The sequence below is a fragment of the Erythrobacter sp. Alg231-14 genome (genome assembly GCF_900149685.1).
GTDB lineage: Bacteria > Pseudomonadota > Alphaproteobacteria > Sphingomonadales > Sphingomonadaceae > Erythrobacter.
Map to the genome: position 1 here is coordinate 1,059,072 of NZ_LT702999.1, position 21,443 is coordinate 1,080,514.

Genomic DNA, 21,443 nt, shown 5'->3' on the forward strand with positions numbered 1-21,443 from the left:
TAACTACAATTTGTGAACGATCACAACAGAAAAGTGAACGATCACAATTTTGTTGGTGATGTTGGGATTTTTCGGTAGACCGTAATCGAGGGTAAGAGACAGGCGAACTGGGCCTGTCCAATAGAGGGGTTAATCTTGGCGAGCCATTCGCGAAAAAAGTCAGCGACAATGCGCGATGTGGCCTCGGTTGCGGGGGTCTCACATCAGACCGTTTCGCGCGTGATCAACAATTCCCCCAATGTAAAAAAGGAATTGCGCGATAAGGTGCAGATGGCCATCGACGATCTTGGCTATGTTCCTAATATCGCCGCGCGCCGGATGGGGGGAAATCGCTCCTATCTCATTCTGGCTATCAATGATCGCGCCCGAACGTTGGACAATTGGAACGTCGGTCGCGGCAATGACTGGGTCGATCAAATGTTGTTCGGCGGCATGATGGAATGCGAGAAAAACGGATTCCGCCTTATTTTTGAATTGGTCGACACCGAAGACCCTGCGGCCTCAAAACAATTGGCGCGGGCGATTGCATCTCTGCGACCGGATGGCGTCATCTTGACCCCGCCCCATTCTGAAAATCAGGATTTGGCCGATTTGCTTTCGGCCAACGGAACCGCTTTCGCGCGGCTTGGTTCGTCCAACAAAGATGACGGCATCAATATCGCGATGGATGATAAGGCCGCTGCGCGTGCCGCAACGCAAAGCGTCCTTGAATTGAATCATCGCAAGGTCGCATTTGTCGCCGGCAGCAGCGAGTATCTTGCGTCTGTCGATCGGCTTGAGGGTTATAGAGAAGCCATGGCCGAAGCGGGCGCCGCCATCCACCCAGATTGGGAACAACCCGGTGATTTCAGTTTCGAAAGCGGGACGAAAGCGGCCGCCAATTTGTTCAATTGCAAAGACAGGCCAACCGCGGTCATTGCAAGCAACGATGAGATGGCCTTTGCCCTTCTCCACGAGGCCGCAGAATTTGGGATCGCTGTTCCAGAGGAATTGTCGATCATCAGCTTTGATGACACACCCGGCGTACGGTTCAGCGTTCCGCCGTTGACCGCCATTCGTCAGCCGATTTCTGCGATGGCGCAGCGCGCAGCAAGTGAACTAATGAACGAAGAAACAGTGGCGCAAACGACGGCTCAAATCACCCTGCCGTTTGAATTGATTGTTCGGGGGAGCACGGGACCTGTCCCACGGTGACCTCAGCGAAACGATCGCTGTTCCCAGCCCATTTCGTTCTATCATACGGAACAGCAAATGCCGGCGCATCGATCGCCTACGTTCCACTATTGGTGCTCATCCTCCCGCTTAAGGCGGAAATCATCAGCCCAGACAACAAACTCCAATTGTTAAGCTTGGCGCTCTTGATCGGAGCCATTGCCGCAAGTGTATCAAACATCATTGCAGGCTGGATCAGCGACCGCATGTTCGCGCGGATCGGCAGTCGGATCCCTCAAATCGCGATCGGCCTCGTGGCGATATTGCTGTCCTATGCTGTGTTCGCAAAGGCCAACTCAGCGATCGGATTGATTGGTGCGGTCGTTCTCTTTCAATTCTGTCTCAATTCCCTGTTTTCTCCACTCGGCACCCTATTGGCAGACAAAGTGCCTCACCATGCGAAGGGTCGTATGTCGGCGGTTCTCAATTTGGGTTTTCCTATCGGAACCTTGGCGATCGCATTTTTGAGCTTGTCGTTCTTTGACACGGAGAACGCTCGATTGCTGGCCTTGGGAACAATCGTGTTCGTCTGCATCGTTCCTTTGATCTTTTCAGCGCGATCGTTGCCCGATCTGACGGTCCCTGCTCCGCCCGCCAAATCCGCTCCTGACGCAATCTCGGACAACGACGGACTTGGCGTCGCGATCAGCCCGGCAAGTGGCGACCCCATGTCACGAAGATCGGATTTGGCTTTGGCCTGGTTCGCCCGGTTTGCCGTGCAATTGTCTGGCGCCGTGATTTTTGGTTATATCCTGTATTTCCTGCAAGATGTCCTCTCGCAATCGAGCAACATTGGACCAGACACAGCCGATCAAGCTTTGGCGCAGTTGACGGTAACGGCAACGCCGATTGCCATTATCATGGGCTTGTCGGCAGGCTACGTCTCGGACAGGTTGAACGCGCGCAAAGCGTTCATGATGATTGCTGCTTTGGCTGTGGCGCTTTCATTGATGATGATGATCCATTGGCCATCATGGACATCAATCTACGTCGCCTATGTCGTGTTTTCCGCTGGATTGACCGCCTATCTCACAATCGACGCAGCGGCCGTCACGCAATTGATTGAACAATCCACCGATAAAGCACGAACCCTTGGCGTGATGAACCTCACCAACACTTTGCCAGCCATAATGGCCCCCAGCCTCGCCTTGATCCTCAACTCAAGCGCGATGTCTCAATCCGTGCTCATCCCGCTTCTGCAATGCGCGGCGGTCTTAGCCCTAGTGGGCGCGTTTGCAGTCGGTCGAATGCGATTGGTTCGATAGCGACGCGCTGCGTTTAGGGATTCACCTGCGGACCCTTTGCAATCCGACAACGCCATTTGTTGCCGGCGGATCAGCCTTGTCTGCATTCGCATGGCCAAGCGCCAAGACAACCCGGCGCCAGTTGCGAACATCAAACGGAAAACAGTCAAACGAAATCGGGCCACACCTCGCAGGAGATGTGGCCCGATCGTTGTATGTTGCCGCTCTGCTTAAGAACGGGTCGATGAAGTGTGCGGATCAGAAGCCGATCGTAATCCGCACGACACCGGCGTGATCTTGCGCATTGTCGCCATAGACACCGTCATAAGACAGTCCAATCGAACTGCTGTCGGAAAGCTTCAAGCTCGCTTCGGCTTGCAAGAAGCCTGCGCTACGAGACTGTGGTGCTCCGGCGACGATGAACGAGTTGCCAACGTCGAAGTTCGCGGTCCCTGTCGATTCCAGATCGCCAAGACCATGCTGATAACCGGCATTTGTGCGCAATTGGAAAGCGCTCGCTTCGTCGGTCGCAAACCGCAGACCCACGGTCGCATTGCCCGAATTGCTGATGTCTTCTGCAAACCGAAGCGCTGCAGCTCCACCCGCTTCGCCGAATGCATCGGTTGATGCTTCGCCGAATGTGAACCCAACGTATGGCTCCACCAGACCGCTGTTCATTTCGATTGGATAGCCCGCTTCGACAAAGCCGAATGTGACCGATCCATCATAATTCGCACTCAGCGTATCAGAGAATGTGCTGAAGGCGACGTTGCGAAGGGATGAAACTTCGCTCGACCCGTAACCGCCGCCTGCGCGCAAACGCAAACCGCCGAGATCGACGCCGACATAGCCAAGAATGTTCAGCGTCTCGACCGATCCGGTGCCCGGATTGGTGCTGCCGCTTCCTGCGCGTGGATCCAGATCAAAGTCTGTGTCGGAATAGCTAACCGCAACACCAAGGCTAGTGCCTTCGGCTACAGCGACGTCCGCGCCCAGCAAAATGCCGAAGCCATCGCGTGATAGGCCTGTCGCATTGCCATTGCCGTCTGTATCACCGGTCGATCCCCAAGCTTGGCCCCAAATGTGGCCGCCTTCGTTGTAGGACAGGTGGTTCAACACCGCGTTACGAACCAGACGCTGATCTTCGAGCATAACTGTTCGTGCAGACGGATGCGCCTCACCCGACAACTGATCAAACGCATCGCGTGCAGTCGCTGCATCGAGGTTGATGATCAGGTTTGTGAGATCACCAGTCCGCTGTGTCTGAAGCGCATTACCAACCGCGACTTGGTTTGCCGTTTGGCCAACCGCGCCGAAATCGACATCGTTTCTGGTGAGGTTGAGGAACACAGAATTGTCACCGTACGACAAGCTTGCATCGAGGAATGCTAGGTTGGTCGTTACGTCGTCAAACTGACCGCTCACTCCGCCATCGGCAGTCAAAATCGTGTAATTGGTCGTGAAGTTGAAGAGTGTACTTCCGGCCAAGACATTGACTGTCCCACCGTCGATAGTCGCAGCGCCAGTGGCCGCCAACAAGTCAGAAGAGCCATCGGGCTCAACTTCGACTTCGAACACAGAGCCCGCGGCGAAGGAGACGTCACCGGCGACATTCAACGTGCCGATGCTGTTTCCGGGCGCCAATGTCCCTGTGACAACGATGCCGCCCAATGAACCGTCACCGCCAAGCGAACCGCCCGCATTCACCGCTACGGTAGATGCGAGGCTACCGTTGATGACCAACAGGCCGCCATCAACAACCGTATCACCGGTGTAAGTGTGATCACCGACCAACACCAAAGTGCCGCTGTCGAGTTTGTTCAACCCGCCATCGCCGCCAATTGGTGAGGAAATTGTTGCCGTTACGCCGGGATCAACCCGAACCGCGGTGGACGCATCGGTGATTGTCAGCGCGCCCGTACCCGCTGCAATTTCATATCCATCGGTGATGAATTGAAGCCCTGTGAACGTGATCGCATCATCAACAGTGACCGTACCGGAAGCACCGGCAAAGACCGCGAAGAGGTCGTTCCAATCGGCGTTGAATGCGCCGTTGGCATCGGTCCAGTTGGTGTCTGTAAGGTTCCAGCTGCCGCTGCCGCCATCGATTGTATCATCGCCAGCGGAATCAGAACCATCCCAGAATTGAATATCGGGAATAGCGCGCGAAACAATCAAGTTCACCTGACCGCCAACCGACGTTTGGATGGCGCCTTGGTCGGTGGAGAATCCGGTTGGCATTGAATTGACAGTCAATCCATTATCAGTGAGCCCGCCCGTGTAGTTGATCAGGCGATACACACCGATGCCGAAGTCACCAATGTTGCTTGCATTGAGCAGGCCATCCAATGTGAGGTCGCCATTGACCTCAATCAGATCGCTAGTCGAGGCGTCTTCAGGAGAGCCCAGATCAAATGCCAAGATCGAGGTGTCCGAAAGCGTCAAATCACCGGTAGTGAGTGTCCCTGCAACACCAGCTCCTGCTGGAGTGATCGTCGAGTTGCCAGCTATCGTTACGGCTTCAGAAATCGTGCCTGTTCCCGACAGAGTACCGCCGCCCGTAATCAGAGTGGCGCTGGTCAGAGAACCGTTAAGCACCAACGTACCGCCGGTGACCGTGGTGGCCCCCGTGTAGGTATTCGCACCAGTGAGAATCAGCGTTCCTATGTCGAGTTGGTTCAGGCCGCCTGCACCGCCAATCGCAGATGCGATCGTGGCAGTTAGACCTGGATCGACACGAACATTGGTTTCCGCTTCCGTGATTGTCAGGCCGCCCGTGCCATCTGTGATGGTGTACCCATCGGTGATGAATTGGAGACCAGTGAATGTAATCGCATCGTCAACCGTCACCGTTCCAGCAGTTCCGCCAAAGACAGCGAAATTGTCGTTCCAAGCGTCGTTGCGATCACCGGCTGCGTTGGTCCAATTTGTGGTGGTGAGGTTCCAGCTACCGGCTCCACCATCAATCGCGCCGTTCTGATCGGTTTCAGCACCATCGAAGAATTGGATATCGTCGATCGGAACCGCAGACGAGATGACCAAGTTAATGCGGTTGGCAACGGCCGTCTGAATTTCCGCCTGATCAGCGGTAAAGCCCATCGGCAATGGCCCAACTTCTAAGCCGTTGTCCGTTAGAGTGCCGCCATAGGCGATGAGATTGTACACCCCTAGGCCAAATTGACCGACGTCGTTGATGGTCAATGTTCCATCAAGCACAAGATCACCGGCAACATTCAATGTGTCGCTGGTTGACGGATCGTTGGGATCGCCCAGATCAAATGCGAGGATCGAACCCGATGACAATGTCAGGTTGGCGATATTCAATGCATCAGCCGTATCCGCGCCGTTGCCCGGGTTGATCGTGCCACCATCCAGTACAAGCACATCAGCGACGCTGCCATTACCGGCCAATGTACCGCCATTTCCGACAGTCACAAGCCCGCTGTTGGCGGAGGCATTGTAAGCCAACGTTCCGCTGTTGATGTTAATGATGCCAATACCTGTTGCAAGGGACGACAGATTGAAACTGCCGCCGTCAACGTTGACCACGCCAAAATCAAACGCCCGAACGAAGCTGAAATCATCGCCATCACCGCTAAGGTTAAGGATGTTGGTCGCTCCCATGGTCAGGCTGCCTTGGAGGTCGCCAGTCGCCGATGCACCAGCAACAATGTTGAGAGTGTTTGTGCCAGAGCCTACGAACTCAACCGCATTGTCTGTACCGCTGGTTTGGCTCGTCGCGCCCAAAGTGACCGTTGCATCTTGCGTACCATCAAGGCGAATACCATCGCCGCCTGCGCCGGTGATTGTGCCGTTGTTGGTTACCGTCCCGCCGGTCGCGGATTGAATCCCGTCATTACCGGTAATTGTGCCCGTTGAATTGTTGGTGATGATCGCGCCCAGTGCATCGCTGTTGACAAGGATGCCGTCGGCGTTGCCGCTAATTGTGCCCGAGTTTGTAATGACTGTATCGGTAGGCGTGGTGTCTTCAGAAACGTCTGAGCCACCAAATAGCCTTACTGAGATCGAATCGCCGTCGAGACGAATACCTTCATCATCGCCGCTGATGACGCCGCCCTCTTCATTGACGACGGTGACACCGCTGCCACCAATAAGGATACCCGCCTCTGCAACACCGTTGATTGTGCCAGAATTTGAAATGGTTACATCGTGATCGGCATGCGCACCATTGATCCGGATCGCGTTGCTAGCGCCGGTGATCATGCCGCCGGCTTCATTCACAATCGTTCCACGAAGAACCGCATCGCTTTCAGATCGGATCGCCGCGTTCGAGGAGTTGTTTCGGGCGGCTGAGATTGTGCCGCTGTTGGTGATATCGACTTCGATAATACAGTTTACGCGATCACCCTCGATACAACCGCGATCTTCGCCGCCGCTGCTTCCTGGATCGCCGTTCAAGTGCAATGCATCTGCGTCGCTATCGGAACCTGTGTTCGAAATCACGCCCGTGTTCACTAGACGGAAGCGCGCGATGCCTTCTTCGTCACCGACGGTGCCCGATGATGGATCGGTGCCCAGCAAAGAGTCCACGCCAACGGTTGCGCCACCGACGCTGGAGATTGTTCCGTTGTTGATCAAAGTGTTCAGTTCGCCGTCGGCATCGCGGTCAAAATAGACAACCGCTTCCGTCGCTTCGCCTGTGCCTTCGATCAGGCCATCATTTGTGATGACAGCAGCATCGCCTTCGTAAAAGATCACCCCGTCGAGACCTTGAAGAACACCGGTTGAAGCGATGTTGATGATCACATCATCTTCGGAGTTATCGACGAAGATAACGACATCCTCATCGTCGCCATCATTGTTAATATGCGTACCAGCAAGGTTGATGATCGTATCGTCGTTGGTGTTGTTCTCCAACTCGATGTTGTCGCCGCTATTAACAGTCTGCACCACGCCATCCGCAGAGGTAACGGTTTGCCCGCCTGGGTTATCAACCGGAGTATTGTCCGTGATTACGATCTGCGCGTGGGCCGGAGCAGCAAAAAGACCGGCCACCGCGATGCTGGTGACAGAAGCACCCAACAACAGGCCCCGCATTGATTTTGGACGTGCTGGTGCTTTCGTGACTGTGAACATCTGGACTCTCCCCATTTCAACCCGCCCTTAAGGCAGCGTCGCGATCGTCGGGACCGACTACCGGTCCACTCAATTAAAGATCTTGGGGGCATCTATGCAGGTTGTGTAGTCCAATTCAACCTAAATCTTTAGACCATTTGCCATCAAAGTGGGTGAAATTGGTCAGGCAAAATGCACATTCGGTCACCACCGATCAATTGTGTGAGTTTTCCAACCTGTAGAATGTTGCCTGATCAAAGTCGTCAGGCTCGCCTGTGTTGTTTTGGGTGTAGACGCCGGCCTTGAAGTAATTCCATTCGTCCGTCCGGTCGTAACCGCTATTCTCGACAGCCATATCGACAAAATTATGCCCGACGATTTCACCGTCCTGATCGCCACGCCTGATGATTACGTCGATGCGAGAGCCGGTGTTGTCAATTTCATATGAGAACACCTCATCCAAGGCGATCCCATTAAACGGATCATCGCGAACTTGAGGTTGACGGTCACGATCTTCAAACTCCGGCCCTACGACCATGAAGAAGATGTCATCGCCATCGCGAATCTCGTGCGCAAAGTAGACGTAGCCGCGATCATTCTCAGGATATTTGCGGTAATATAGGCGGATGGGTTCGTCGCCGGATGCGTGGATCTGGCCAAACACCATTCGACCAAGGTGATTGTCCGTGCCGGTCGTGCTGACATGGTTGATCGCCAATGTACCTGTTAGCACCCCACCACGCCCACCGACTTGAACACCAGGGTCGGGCTGATAGCCCAGCAACCAATTGTTCAAATTGACCCCTCGCGTGCTGATGCTGCGATTGCCCGCGCGCAACATTTCGCGCAATTCCGACCGGGTAAAGGTTGAGTTTGCCGATGTCGTCGCGCCATCAATGGTCGAACGGAATGTCATTCCACCATCGGGGTCGGTGAAGAAAAATTCGTCCGTAAACGTTTCAAGATCGCGATCTTGGGTCCGTTGCGCAAAACCATCGGATGGATCGGTTGCAGGCGTATCCAGAGCCCAATCCAATAGGTCAAAATTTTGGCCTGGCGTCGCATTCGGGTTCAATCCAAAAACGCTCTTATCAAAGGCAACCGCACTAACAGGCACTTCGGTTCCCAATGTGCACCCGAAAAGGGCCGCTTCGACAACACCTATCGGGTTGGCGTCCGAAACGCCGGTCACCGAGATCCGGACAAACTGCGCTGCGGTGTCCACCACATCGTATCGTTCGAAACTCCGCGTATCGCCATTCGACTCACCACTCGCCCTAAGCGGCGAAAAGGTCGTCCCATCATCGGACAATTCGATCGAAAACGTCGTCGTTCTCTGATCACCCAAATGCCAAGCAACTCCGACTTCTTTGATCAAATGAGGTTCGGCCAATTCAAGCGTCAGCGACGAAGAAGAAACCGACACGCCCCAACGCGACGCCGCATCCAATTGGTCATCAATGGCATTCGCCGCTCCAAACCCGACGCCGGCGGTCTGTTCAGCAGTCGCCCCGACGATATCGAGAAAGTTTAGCCCCGAACAAGTCGTCGGAGAGGGTGTCGGCGTGGGCGTCGGTGTTGGGCTGGGCGTTGGAGAAGGAGAGGGTTGTGAAACGGGGGGTACGGATGACCCGCCCCCACCGCCGCATGCACCAACGCCAGCCAGAATGGGGGCGACCGCCATCAATCGGATTGCCGCTTTCCACGTATTCGCCATCTTATTGCCGCACCCTGTGTCTATACCAATTTGTCTGATGCGTTGATACGGAATTGTCAGGCAAACTCAAGCCGTGAAACAAACATCCCCGCGACTTTGCGTCGGAACATCGGCTTGGCTTTTGAGGTGCGGCAATGCATTATTGCCCCATTCAACCGCCTGTCCCGAAAGGCAGAAGGGACCAATATGCTTCACCCAGGTCTTCAAGCCGCGCTTCGAACAGCGCTTCGAACAGCAATCGGAATTTCACTCCTGAGTATGCCTGCAACGGCATTTGCATTGCCCGATGGTGACGGAAAAGAAATGGCGCAAAGCGTGTGCGGGTCATGCCATGGGACGAGAGTTATTGAGCGCAGTTCGGGGTATTCACGAGAGGATTGGAGCGCGCTGATCGGTACAATGATTGATCTTTCAGCCAGTCAATCGGTTGAAGCAGAGATCCTCGATTATCTCGAAACAACATTCCCCCCCAGCGGAAATCGCGCTGCCAAAGCGGTTGATGGCCCTATCGCGATCCAAATTGAGCAATGGCTGGTACCAACCTTGGGACAGCGTTCACGTGACCCGGTTGAGGATGCCGATGGCAATATATGGTGGGTCGGCCAATGGCGCGATATTTTGGGTCGGCTTGACCCGGCAACAGGCGAAATGGAAGAATTCCGATTGCCTGCTGGGGCAAAGCCGCACTCTGTCAACATCGGTCCGAATGGCATGGCTTGGTACACTGGCAATCGCAACGCGACGATTGGTCGGTTTGACCCTGCGACCGAAACAATAACCGAATTTGCGATGCCTGATCCGGAGGCACGCGATCCGCACACCGCCGAATTCGACGAAAGCGGCACCCTGTGGTTCACCCTCCAACGCAGCAATATGATCGGCAGATTGAACCCGCAAACGGGTGACGTACAGCTTGTTGAAAGCCCACGCGCCAATTCTCGCCCATACGGCATAAAGATCGCCCAAGATGGAACGATCTGGGTCGCCTGCAATGGGGCGAATTGCCTCTTAAAAGTTCATCCAGAAACAATGGAAGTCACCGAAATTTCATTGCCCGATGAAGGCACGAAAGTTCGCAGGTTGGATATCGATCCAGACGGCAACATCTGGTGGGTAAACTCTGGGCTCGGAAGACTTGGGCGGTTTGAGCCGCAAACTGGCGAGATCACCGAATGGCCCTCCCCCAGCGGACCTGGTTCCCACCCATATGCAATCGCGGTGTTTGATGGGGCAATCTGGTACAATGAGAGCGGTGTGCGCCCTGACATGCTCGTGCGCTTTGCCCCTGGCGCAGAGAGCTTTCAGAGCTGGCCCATTCCATCCGGCAATTTCTATGGTGGCATCTTGCGCCATATGCGCACAAGTTTGGATGGGACCGCGCTGTTGGTCCACCAAAGCGGCACAAACCAGATCGCTCGCATTACCGTGACCGAAGACGGTATTGCACCCTAGGGTTAGAAATGCCGCCCTGGGTAAATGGAATATGGTAGATGGGAACGTCAGCCAAAAGAGTGCTGATCTTTGGCTAAAACAATGGCTCTATCCCGAATTCCCTAGACAGCAACCAAATCGATCGTCGCTGACCACAACCATCGATTACCGTCCGATTGAGCGGGCACGCCGCATCAACTTTCGACCAAAAAGACTGACATCCTCAGTTTGCCGCACGCTGAGCGTCAGCCCTTTTCATCGCTGATGATGCCCTTTGGGTTCGGTTTGCCCATAAGGTACGATTGTTTGGCATTCTGGTTTGGCCGTGAACGGCATGCGCCGTCTGGGAAAGCCTGCATTTATGAGTCGAAGTGCAATTCCAGACCCCAATGGGGAGACTCGATGTTGAGATATCTCAATAGCAAAAGGCCGTCCGACCCCATAGAAACCGCCAACCACAACACATAGGAGCAGGCCGCATGTACCCAGGTGAACAGGTAAAGACCCGCGCGAAGCAAGCCGCCTTCATCATGGCGGAAAGCGGTGAGACTGTCACTTTTGGCGAATTGGAGGTGCGTTCCAATCGGATTGCACATCTGCTGCGCGCGCAGGGGCTTAATCGTCTCGATCACTATGCGATCTTCATGGAAAACCATGTGCGCTTCATTGAATGTTGCGCAGCAGGCGAACGCTCCGGGCTCTATTACACCGCGATCAACAGCTTCCTGAAGCCGGACGAGCTCGCTTATATCATCAACAACAGCGAATCTCAGATATTGTTCACGTCCGAGAAGAAGCGCGACGTGGCACTGGCAGCCGTTATAGACTGCCCAAAAATCAAGCTGGTGATTGTCGTCGATGGATCGGGTCAAGGCGAAGACGTGGTCAATCTGGATGAGGCAGCATCGAGCTATCCCGATACGCCGATTTCCGATGAGTATGCGGGCACTTCGATGCTCTATTCATCCGGCACCACTGGCCAGCCCAAGGGCATCTTACGCCCGCTTCCAGAAGAAGCAGCCGGATACCTGATTCCTGTGTCTCAGTTTCTCAGGGGACTCTGGCAATATCACCCGGGAATGATATATCTGTCGCCTGCACCGCTCTATCATAGTGCACCGTTGGCCTCGGTCAACTTGACCATCTACGAAGGCGGAACCGCCATCATAATGGAGCGGTTCGAGCCCGAACGTTATCTTGAATTGATTGAGCGCTATAAGGTTACGCACACGCAATTGGTGCCGACCATGTTCTCCAGAATGCTTAAACTTCCGGAAGATGTACGCGGGAAATACGACCTGTCATCGCTTGAATTTACGGTTCACGCTGCCGCGCCTTGCCCGGTGCAAGTTAAAGAGCAAATGATCGATTGGTGGGGGCCAATAATCCACGAATATTATGGTGCAACCGAGGGGTTGGGTTTCACCTTTTCGACTAGCGAAGAATGGCTGGCGCACAAGGGATCGGTTGGCAAAGTTGTCGCCGGCGTGCTGCACATATTGGATGACGACATGCAGCCGGTTCCAACCGGCGAAACCGGAACACTTTGGTTCGAAACTGCTAATAATTTTAAATACTTCAACGATCCGACCAAGACCGCTGAAGCATCGTCTCAAGACGGATCGATGAGCACGGTGGGGGATATGGGCAATGTGGATGCAGATGGGTTTGTCTATCTGACCGACCGCAAGACGTTCATGATCATTTCCGGCGGGGTCAATATCTACCCGCAGGAATGTGAAAACCTACTGATCGAGCATCCTCGGATCGCGGATGCTGCGGTCTTTGGCGTTCCCAATGTCGATTTGGGTGAAGAAGTGAAGGCCGTAGTCCAAATGATGCCGGGCGAACGTCAGGATGAAGCGACGGCAGCGGAATTGATCGCGCATTGTCACGAACATCTCGCAAAACTGAAGTGCCCTCGGAGCATCGACTTCATCGATGAAATGCCCCGCTTGCCGACCGGCAAACTTTATAAAACCGGTTTACGGGATAAATATTGGGGCGATGGCAAAAGCCGGATTGTCTAACGTTCGGGATCATTCTTCGGACGCCGTTTCCACGCGGTCAGCGATAGCCTCATTGACCGTGGCGCTTGCTTCCCATTGAGGGGCGTGGCCGATGCCTTCCAAGCGCAACACCTCTAGATCGGTACTGGAGCGCTCGAGTAATTCGATAAAGGCGAGGTCGAAGACCGTGTCCTCCTCTCCCCAAATGAGAAGCGCAGGAACCGTCAAATTAGCCTCGCGTGAGGGCCAGAAGTCCGCATTTGTGATCGCGTCAGGGGCAGGCAGATTGGCTCTGTACCAATTAATATGTCGGCCTATCCGGCGCAGGTCCGAGGTGCCCTGCTTCAGAACATTCGCCTCACTCAAACTCATGCGGCCAGCACTATAATGGTTCTGCGGACCGGCTGCTATACGGCCTCCCGCGCCTGTCAGCCAAGCCAGCGCGACTGAGGAAGATTTTAGGCGCTCGACATACTCAGATATTTCACGCTGACGCTCCGAATTCCTGAGCATTTGAACTGCGATGTTCTGTGGCGGCGCGCTCATTATCGTCACACTTTTAAGCCGCTCTGGTCGGCTCTGTGCATAGGCTCCTGCAAAAGCAGCCCCCCAATCGTGTCCAACGAGATGCACCTTCTCTCCGCCAAGTTCATCAATCAAAGCATCAAGATGCTCAGCCATTGCCGCGAGCTTGTATTGGCTGACATCATCTGGGGCATCGGACAGTCCCGTGCCCAGACCATCAATAGCAACCACGCGATAATCGCCGCGCAGATGATCCATCGGACGGATCATCGCATACCAGATCGTGGGAAATCCATGGATGAAGAGCACGGTTTCGCCCTCCCCCGCTTCGACCACATGCAGCCGATTGCCATCGTGTTCATGACACCAATCGCTATAGACTTCTTCGCCCGCTCGTTCATTCGCGAGTGCCACAGCGGGATCTTCTCCGGCAACGCAACCGGATGGCGTGCTAACGCTCCATACGAGTAGCGAGGCAGTTCCCAAGGCCAGGGCCGCTAGGAGCACGATTACAATCTTTCCAATCCGTGTTCTCAAGGGGTTTCTCCGTCAGGCAGCGCATAGGCGATGACAAAGCCCCCATGGCCATCGCGTGGCGTGGTTGAATCGAGATACTTTCCTGTCGTTGGATCGCGCGGATAGATCCAGCTGGGATTGGGGACTGTCACAATCAGCGTCTGACGCCCTGATCTATCGGTGAAGGTCATCGGAGTTGATTGGCCATTACCGGGCAGATCGGACGCCCACTTTTCTTCGCCGGTGCGGGCATCATAGGCGCGCACGCTGCTGTCCATTGTTGAGCTGAGGAAGGTCAATCCGCCGCGTGTTGTGATTGTGCCTGCCCTGATGGCTGTGCCCACCTCGATCGGTAGGCCACTGCGAATACCAAAGGGCCCTGAATTGCGCATATCCCCTGCGGGGCGGCTCCACATCAGCTCATTGGTGTTAAGGTCGATTGCGGCGATCTGTGACCACGGTGGCTCAAAACAAGGTATGCCGGTTCCCAGTCGCGACATGAAGGGTATGGGGAGGCCGTAATAGGCAATCTGTTCGTAATTGAAGGGATCGGCGGGATCGATTGCCGGAGCATCGTCATCTTCGGTCATGCGAACCGCTGGATGATCTTCGCCAAGCAGCAATGCCGCTTGCGGTCCGGCATCCGCAACTTGCTGTGGCGTGACGAGCAAAAGGCGATGGGCAAGCAGCATTGGAGCAGCGATCAGTAGACCGTTATCGGCATCGACTGAGACGCTGCCCCAGTTGAAACCGCCAAAATTGCCCGGAGCGATCAACGTCCCGCTGCGTGTCGGCGGGGTGTACATCCCCTCATAACGCATCATGCGATATTCGATCCTGCAGACCATCTGATCAATCGGCGTGAGGCCCCACATGTCCGCCTCTTCGCGGAACGGATGGAAGCTGGGCAGCGGTGAGAAGGGCTGCGTCTGAGAGAGGTATTCACCCAGCTCTGGGTCTTGCGGCACCGGTAGGTCATCAATCGGGAATACCGGGCTGCCATCGCGGCGGTCCAACAGGAATAGTTCGCCCATCTTAGTCGGAATTACAATCGACGGGATTCGTTCACCATCGCGCTCAACATCGACCAGCACAGGCTGTGCGGGAACGTCGTAATCCCAGATATCGTGACGGACCGTCTGGAATGTCCAGCGCTCTTCACCGGTTGAGGCATCGATCGCGACGACTGCTGAGGAATAGCGATCATCGAATTCGCGTCGCGCCCCGCCGAAATAGTCGGGGTTGGCATTTCCTGTCGGAGCAAAAACCAGATCAAGCTCCGCATCATAGCTCATGATCGACCAGACATTGGGCGTGCCCGGCGTGTAACGCTCCCCTTCGGTTGGCAGCCCGCGATTGTCGGGATTGCCAAGGTCCCATGCCCAGACGAGCTCCCCTGATATGGCATTGAATGCGCGCACCACGCCTGAGGGTAGGCCAAGATCCTGTCTGTCAGTAACGAGGCCTCCGACCACCAAATTGTCGCCCGCCACAGTCGGTGGGGAAGTGTGGTAATAGTCTGAGGGTAAATGCTCACCCATGCCGGTGCGCAAATCAACCACGCCATCGCGGCCGAAGTCTTCGCATAGTGCGCCTGTTTCAGCATTTAGCGCAATCAGAGTTGCGTTGATTGTGGCTGTGACCACTCGGGCCGGGCAGGAACCGGAATAGCTCGCATCGGCCATATGATAGGCAACGCCGCGGCAGGTGATCGCATATTGGTGCTCGGCAAGCGGCTCCAGCCCCGGATCGTAACGCCACACTTCCTTGCCCGTATCGCCGTTTAGCGCGATTACGACATTGGCGGCGGCACACAGATAGAGCCGACCATCCACTGCGAGCGGGGTTGCCTTAAAATCCTCTTCGACCCCAGTACGGTAGCGCCAGATTTCTTGCAAACCACCGACATTCGCGATGTTGATCTGCTCCAGTGCAGCGAAGCGCGACCCGCCTTCATCATTGCCATAGTGGGGCCAGTTACCTGAGCTTTCTGCCCCTGCCAGTGACCTTACCGTGCCGGTGCCGTTTTGCTCATATCCGGGCAAAGTCGCGGCCACCAAAAGCGCGACGCCAACGAGAGTTGGTAGGCCGGTCAGCCAACGGTTAGGTGGCTTGGATTGCGTGTTATCTCCCTTGAGCGATGCGCGATACCAAGGGGTCAGGAAATACATCCCAACGACCATCCAAGCGGCCAAGCGTGGGAGCAGAGCGAACAGATCCAAGCCGGCCTCATAGAGCGACCAAACTGCAGTTCCTGCCAAAATCGCCGCGAACACATATTGAGCTTTAGGAGAGCGACGTATCACGAACCAACCGGTCGCCAGGATCATCAGTCCAGCGACAAGGTAGTAGAAACTGCCGCCTAGATAGATCAAGAATCCACCAGGTATCGCAAGCAAGAACCCAACAATCACTAACAGTGCTGCATATGCCCAGTGAACGAAGCTCCGCATGATCGCTATCCCAACTCGCCGCAACCTACATCGGGTGGATGGTATGGCCGCCATCGAGGATTAGGCAGCGGCCAGTCATAAAATCGCTCTCTCTCGACGCTAAGAAGACGGCCGGCCCTTCCATATCGGCCAAGGTCCCAATCCGGCCAATCGCTGACCGGCGACGCGCTGCATCTTGAAATGCCTGCGAGGTGTCGAGCGACATCTCTGTCTCTATAAAGCCGGGGAGCAGAGCGTTTGCCCGAATTCCGGCGGTGCCAAGCTCAACAGCGAGCGCTTGGATGAGCCCAATCACCGCCGCCTTGGTCGTCGAGTAACCCGCTGCGCCGCCTGTACCTACAAGCGATGCAACCGATGACGTGACGATCAACCGGCCACCTTTCTTTCGTTCAAGCATGTGCGTTGTGGCAGCGGAGAATGTGTGGACTGCGCTCATCAGGTTAAGGTCGACCGTACCTAGCCAATCCTTACGGCTGGTCCTGTGTGAAGCGCCGCGAAAGCCGCCTCCGCCAGCATTGGCGAAGACGCTGTCAACGTGACCAAAGCGTTCAAGCGTATCAGCAAAACGAGCATTGACCTCGTCCTCGTCAGTGACATCGCAAACCCAAGCATCAACATCGCCGCCCAGTTCCCGCAGTTCGGCAATTGCGACCGCATTCTTATCGGCATTACGTCCCCAAATTGCGACTTTAGCGCCAGCCTTAACCAAACCGCGGGCATAGGCGAGACCCAGTCCGCCATTGCCACCAGTTACGAGCGCAACAGTCCCAGTAAGATCAAACATGCGTGTCTTCCTTAAATGCCTTGATCGGCGAAGTTCTTAGCCGAAAAGATTGAGCTTTGCGGCAGTGATTGGAGGCCGATAAGATTGCCATCGGGATCACGGCCGAAGATGATTGGAGCGCCGTCGATCGCGGGGCTTTCCGCTACGACGGTTCCTCCCGCCTTAAGCAAACGCTCGCGCGCTGCGGCAAGGTCGGTGACGTCGAAGACGATGACATTGTAGCCAGGTGCATCAAACGGGCGAGGGTTGTCTGGAAGCGACGTCTCTAGGTTGTGATATTTTGCGATTTCGATCTCAAGATTGCGCAGTTGGAACCACGCCATCTCAATTTCACTGTCCGGAATGCCCGATACCGCGTCAACATTCTCGCCTGAAATTGCGAACCAATTTCCAATTTGGCGAGGCTCTTGCCCGCCAAGAAATGCCGACCAAAATGCCACCATCCGCTCTAAATCCGGGGTGGCGAAGGCGACGTGCCGCAGGCGGATCGCATTCTTGGGAGGTTCAGGCAAATCGAGCTGTGAAACATCGACCTCTTCGACTTCGGTCACGATGCCGTCCTGGTCGGTAATATAGCCATACTTGACGGGATTACGGCTGCTGAGCGCGACGGGTTCAGGATCGCCAATAGGCGCTGCGCCCGCTGCTAATGCGCGCGCGTATGCGTTGATCTCTTCGATCGCCTGAAAACACACATGCATGATCCCCGGCCCTTCCACGGAGACCGCGCTTACATCGATAGGCCGAACATATTCCTCACCAGCAAAGCTCATTAGCCGCAACTGAGCATTGGCGCTGCGCAAAAGAAGCGACCTCATGCCTTCGGCATTTTGCGGTGCAAGTTCCGCAGGAACGCTCTCGAGCGTTAGCTCGTCTTCGCCAAGCCGCTCAACGTCGAATGCCGCCTCATAATATTGCGCAGCGGCTTCGACGTCGGGGACGCTGATGCCGACATAGTGAACGCCTGTGATTAGGTCATCAATCTCCTGCTCAGGCACGCCACCTGGAAGGTCGCAGCCACTTAGAGCAAGGCACCCAGCGACTGTCATCAAAGTCCTAATCATTGAAAACTCCTGATCCACCCCATCCGCGATTGGGCAAATATCACTCTGTTGAACTAATAGTCAATAAAAACCGAAGATGTGACCAATATCACTCTTTTTAGGGCATCCATCCAAGCCTTATTGACTTTATGTTCAACAGAGTGATATCCCCAGCTCAGAAAAACAACATCAGGGTGAGGGACTTATGAAAATGACGACAGCAAAGCTGCGCTCTTTGGCGCTGTGCTCTACCGCCGCGGCGGCGATCATCACGCCAAGCCAGGCGCTGGCTCAAGATCTCGAAAGCGACGAGTCGGCCGCGGAAACCACCAACACAATCATAGTCACCGCATCGAAGCGTGAAGCCACGCTTCAGGAGACGCCGATTGCTGTTTCGGTCACCAGTGCTGAGCAGATTGCTAACTCGCAAGCGCGTGACCTCAACGATCTGCAAACTCTGGTTCCCTCTTTGCGGGTTAATCAGCTGCAAAGCTCGGCCAACACAAACTTCATCATCCGCGGATTTGGTAATGGCGCAAACAATGCCGGCATCGAACCATCAGTCGGTGTGTTCATCGACGGTGTCTACCGTTCGCGCTCTGCGGCGCAGATTGGTGATTTGCCCAATCTGCAGCGCGTCGAAGTGCTGCGCGGACCGCAATCGACATTGTTCGGCAAGAACGCATCTGCCGGTATCATCAGCATTGTGACCCGTGCGCCGCAGTTCGAGTTCGGAGGGTCAGCGGAGCTTTCCTACGGTAACTTCAATGCTGTAGTTGCGCGCGCTGACATCACCGGCCCGATCAGCGACAGCCTCGCGTTTAGTCTTGCGGGCAACATCAACAAGCGCGACGGCTATGTTGAAGACATCATTCAGAACGTCGACAATAACGAGCGCAACCGTTGGGGTGTTCGCGGGCAATTGCTGTTTGAAGCCAATCCAGACCTCTCATTCCGGATGATCGGTGATTACGACAAGATCGACGAAAACTGCTGTTCGGTCGTCAACCTTGTCGATGGCCCTACTGGTAATGCGATCCGCGCCTTGGGTGGTCAGATCATTTCGAACGACCGCTTTGGCACCACAAATGCTCTCAACTTCGTATCAGAAAACGAGATCGAGAATTATGGCGTATCGCTACAGATGGACTGGGCAATTGGCGATATCGACGTCACAGCAATTGGCGCTTATCGCGGCGTTCGTTCCTTCGGCAATCAGGACGTTGATTTCACAAGCGCCGATATCGTTGGTGAAAGTTCTGGCCGAGGCGCAATTGACACTCTGACGATGGAATGGCGCGCGGCGTCGAACTTCGATGGCCCCTTGAACTTCTTGGTCGGCGCGTTCTACTTTAACGAAGACATCGAAACGAACGGGACGCTTACTTACGGCGCCGATTTCAAAGGTTATGCTGATCTGCTGACCGGCGGCGCTTACAGCTCGCTCGAACCGACGCTTCGTGCATTGGTTCCAGGTATTCCAGCCGGCACGTTCGGTGGCGAAGGCCAAGGCCGGATGACCAACTTCCTGTTCGATAACGAAGCGATTTCAGCGTTCGGACAGTTAGACTTTGAGCCTGTCGATGGCCTTACGTTCACAGTTGGTGGCAACTACACAAGCGATAGAAAGTCAGTGATCTCGAACAATGTAGCGACCGATGTATTCTCAAGTATCGATCTGGTGCAAGCAGGCGTGAATGCGGGTGTCCCAGCGGTCGTCGCCACTGACCCAACCTTCAACCCATTCCTTGCGCTGCGCGGTCTGCAATTCATTCCGCCTTTCCTCAACTTCCCCAATGCGGTGGAAGACGGACGGACCAAGGACAATGAGTTCACCTACACGTTGCGGGTATCCTACGATTTCCCTGACAATGTCAGCATCTATGCGACCCATGCGACGGGCTTTAAGGCATCGTCTTTCAACCTTTCGACCGACAGTCGCCCGTTTCCGGCAGACTTCATTCCAGGCTCGCCGTTTCAGTCACCGCCGCCAGCGGACTCACCGATCCGCGATGCCGGGTTGGCCGTGACCAACCTTTCGACCGGCACACGTTTTGCCGATCCGGAAGAGGCTAAGGTGTATGAGATTGGCGTGAAAGGGCAATGGGAGGGCTTTGCCTTTAACCTCGCGCTGTTCGACCAAACGCTTGATGGGTTCCAGGGCAACGTGTTCACCGGCACCGGTTTTGTGCTAGGCAATGCGGAGCGCCAATCGGTTCGCGGCTTCGAATTCGACGGCTCGGTTTCACCTATTCCAGAACTGACTTTCACCGCAGCGCTGACCTATCTCGATGCAGAATATGACAGCTTTGTTGGTGGTACGGCGTTCAACCCTGCAACGCTTTCAACGCAACCGACCGATCTTACTGGTTTGCGCCCTGCTGGCATTCCAGAATGGAGCATGACCTTTGGTGGAACGTACAATATTGAGTTCGATGCAGGTCACGTCCTGACGCTTCACGCTGACTTCCTACATGAAAGCAACACTCAGATTGCTGAGGGCCTTCCAGCTTTCCGCCGCGAAGTGAACCAGCTCAACAGCACGGTCAGCTTCAAGCTGGAAAATGGACTGGAGTTTGCGATCTGGGGCCGCAACCTAACCGATGAGGCTTACACCACCACGGTGTTCCCCGGGGTTGCGCAGGCAGGAACCTTAAATGGCTACCGCAACTTCCCACGAACCTATGGTGCGCTGGTTCGCTTCACTTTTTGATCCGTTCCTCAAATCCGGATCAAGGAAAGGCGGGTGGAGCAATCCATCCGCCTTTTTTCCTTTGCAGCTGACAGTGAAATTATGAGCGGCGTAACCGCGTCTTGTTTATCGTATAATCCGATTTGATCGCGGTGAATGTTCCAAGGATCATCGTGACTGTCAGATCCTCCACTTCTTTGAGCGGCAATCGGCGCCTGAGCAGATACATGCCGGCAGCCGAGGGAATTCCGAAGCTGATATCGGTCGCGGCTCTGGCAATTTCGGGCGGTAAATCGAACAGGTCTTGGGTTAACTTAGCCAAGTATTCGACTGCGGCATCACGGCTGAAATCGGTCGGGTCGTGGCTGTCGCTAACAGAGGGTTCGGACTGTAAGCGCTCGATTATCAGGCCGCGTTGGTCGATATAGGTCAGATAGGCGTTGGTGACGCCGCGCACCAAATCTTCGAAAGTTTCCGCCGCTTCTGCTGCCTCTTGCTGCTTGCGCCGCAGATGCCGCAATTCGCGTTCAAGCAAGACTTTGAGTAAGTCGTTCAAATTCGGGAAGTAGTTGTAGACGAGCGACTTGCTGATGCCTGCCTCGCGCCCGACCTGATCCATCGAAAGGTTCGCTACGCCTTCACGCGCCACGATTTCTGCGGTTCTATCCAAGATCAACTTGCGTCGCTCTTGGGGTGCCAATCGAATGCGCTTCTTTCCCGCTGCCTTGCTCATAAGAGCGG

The 21,443-nt window shown here is 55.0% G+C and carries 12 protein-coding genes; 5 read left to right on the plus strand and 7 right to left on the minus strand.

Features of this window, described 5'->3' with window-relative positions; genetic code table 11:
- Positions 1-168: 168 nt before the first annotated feature.
- Entirely contained in the window at positions 169-1,194 is a 1,026-nt protein-coding gene (locus BQ8290_RS04985; RefSeq protein WP_108788158.1) for a substrate-binding domain-containing protein, read from the plus strand.
- On the plus strand, positions 1,191-2,477 hold the full coding sequence (locus tag BQ8290_RS04990; protein ID WP_337661028.1) for an MFS transporter: 1,287 nt from the start codon (positions 1,191-1,193) through the stop codon (positions 2,475-2,477). The genes BQ8290_RS04985 and BQ8290_RS04990 overlap by 4 nt, the downstream gene beginning before the upstream one ends.
- A gap of 237 nt (positions 2,478-2,714) precedes the next feature.
- Here BQ8290_RS04990 and BQ8290_RS04995 read toward each other — a convergent pair whose 3' ends face one another.
- Positions 2,715-7,553, minus strand: a complete 4,839-nt coding sequence (locus BQ8290_RS04995; protein ID WP_337661029.1) for an autotransporter domain-containing protein — start codon at positions 7,551-7,553, stop codon at positions 2,715-2,717.
- A gap of 193 nt (positions 7,554-7,746) precedes the next feature.
- On the minus strand, positions 7,747-9,249 hold the full coding sequence (locus BQ8290_RS05000) for a polysaccharide lyase family 7 protein (RefSeq protein ID WP_108788165.1): 1,503 nt from the start codon (positions 9,247-9,249) through the stop codon (positions 7,747-7,749).
- Between the two features lie 258 nt (positions 9,250-9,507).
- Between BQ8290_RS05000 and BQ8290_RS05005 the strand changes: the two genes are divergently transcribed.
- Both BQ8290_RS05005 and BQ8290_RS05010 read left to right on the plus strand, forming a co-directional pair.
- On the plus strand, positions 9,508-10,701 hold the full coding sequence (locus tag BQ8290_RS05005) for a virginiamycin B lyase family protein (protein ID WP_108788167.1): 1,194 nt from the start codon (positions 9,508-9,510) through the stop codon (positions 10,699-10,701).
- A 458-nt stretch (positions 10,702-11,159) separates the two neighbouring features.
- Positions 11,160-12,710: an AMP-binding protein gene (locus BQ8290_RS05010; protein WP_108788169.1), complete on the plus strand. Its 1,551-nt coding sequence runs from the start codon at positions 11,160-11,162 to the stop codon at positions 12,708-12,710.
- 9 nt (positions 12,711-12,719) lie between these two features.
- On the opposite strand, the gene BQ8290_RS05015 is transcribed toward BQ8290_RS05010, so the two are convergent.
- The 4 genes from BQ8290_RS05015 to BQ8290_RS05030 all read right to left on the minus strand — a co-directional run bounded on the left by BQ8290_RS05015 (position 12,720) and on the right by BQ8290_RS05030 (position 18,031).
- A complete protein-coding gene (locus BQ8290_RS05015; RefSeq protein ID WP_337661030.1) occupies positions 12,720-13,628 on the minus strand; it encodes an alpha/beta fold hydrolase in 909 nt (302 codons plus the stop codon).
- A gap of 119 nt (positions 13,629-13,747) precedes the next feature.
- Positions 13,748-16,183 carry an outer membrane protein assembly factor BamB family protein gene (locus BQ8290_RS05020; RefSeq protein WP_108788173.1) on the minus strand — a complete coding sequence of 812 codons (2,436 nt, stop codon included), beginning with the start codon at positions 16,181-16,183 and terminating at the stop codon, positions 13,748-13,750.
- Between the two features lie 25 nt (positions 16,184-16,208).
- Complete coding sequence (locus BQ8290_RS05025) at positions 16,209-16,967, minus strand: SDR family oxidoreductase (protein ID WP_108788175.1); 759 nt, start codon at positions 16,965-16,967, stop codon at positions 16,209-16,211.
- 11 nt (positions 16,968-16,978) lie between these two features.
- Positions 16,979-18,031, minus strand: coding sequence for a VOC family protein (locus BQ8290_RS05030; protein ID WP_108788177.1), 1,053 nt, complete (start codon positions 18,029-18,031; stop codon positions 16,979-16,981).
- Between the two features lie 184 nt (positions 18,032-18,215).
- Here BQ8290_RS05030 and BQ8290_RS05035 point away from each other — a divergent pair, with 184 nt between their 5' ends.
- Positions 18,216-20,723 (plus strand): TonB-dependent receptor domain-containing protein, encoded by a 2,508-nt coding sequence (locus BQ8290_RS05035; RefSeq protein ID WP_108788179.1) that lies wholly within the window; start codon positions 18,216-18,218, stop codon positions 20,721-20,723.
- 79 nt (positions 20,724-20,802) lie between these two features.
- On the opposite strand, the gene BQ8290_RS05040 is transcribed toward BQ8290_RS05035, so the two are convergent.
- Entirely contained in the window at positions 20,803-21,435 is a 633-nt protein-coding gene (locus tag BQ8290_RS05040; protein ID WP_108788181.1) for a TetR family transcriptional regulator, read from the minus strand.
- Between the last annotated feature and the right edge of the window lie 8 nt (positions 21,436-21,443).

Bases quoted from the DNA above. Each gene is read 5' to 3' on its own strand.
- BQ8290_RS04995 (WP_337661029.1), bottom strand. From the start codon at position 7,553: ATGTTCACAGTCACGAAAGCACCAGCACGTCCAAAATCAATGCGGGGC.
- BQ8290_RS05040 (WP_108788181.1), bottom strand. From the start codon at position 21,435: ATGAGCAAGGCAGCGGGAAAGAAGCGCATTCGATTGGCACCCCAAGAG.
- BQ8290_RS05030 (WP_108788177.1), bottom strand. From the start codon at position 18,031: ATGATTAGGACTTTGATGACAGTCGCTGGGTGCCTTGCTCTAAGTGGC.
- BQ8290_RS05025 (WP_108788175.1), bottom strand. From the start codon at position 16,967: ATGTTTGATCTTACTGGGACTGTTGCGCTCGTAACTGGTGGCAATGGC.
- BQ8290_RS05035 (WP_108788179.1), top strand. From the start codon at position 18,216: ATGAAAATGACGACAGCAAAGCTGCGCTCTTTGGCGCTGTGCTCTACC.
- BQ8290_RS05010 (WP_108788169.1), top strand. From the start codon at position 11,160: ATGTACCCAGGTGAACAGGTAAAGACCCGCGCGAAGCAAGCCGCCTTC.
- BQ8290_RS05000 (WP_108788165.1), bottom strand. From the start codon at position 9,249: ATGGCGAATACGTGGAAAGCGGCAATCCGATTGATGGCGGTCGCCCCC.
- BQ8290_RS05005 (WP_108788167.1), top strand. From the start codon at position 9,508: ATGCCTGCAACGGCATTTGCATTGCCCGATGGTGACGGAAAAGAAATG.
- BQ8290_RS05020 (WP_108788173.1), bottom strand. From the start codon at position 16,183: ATGCGGAGCTTCGTTCACTGGGCATATGCAGCACTGTTAGTGATTGTT.
- BQ8290_RS04985 (WP_108788158.1), top strand. From the start codon at position 169: ATGCGCGATGTGGCCTCGGTTGCGGGGGTCTCACATCAGACCGTTTCG.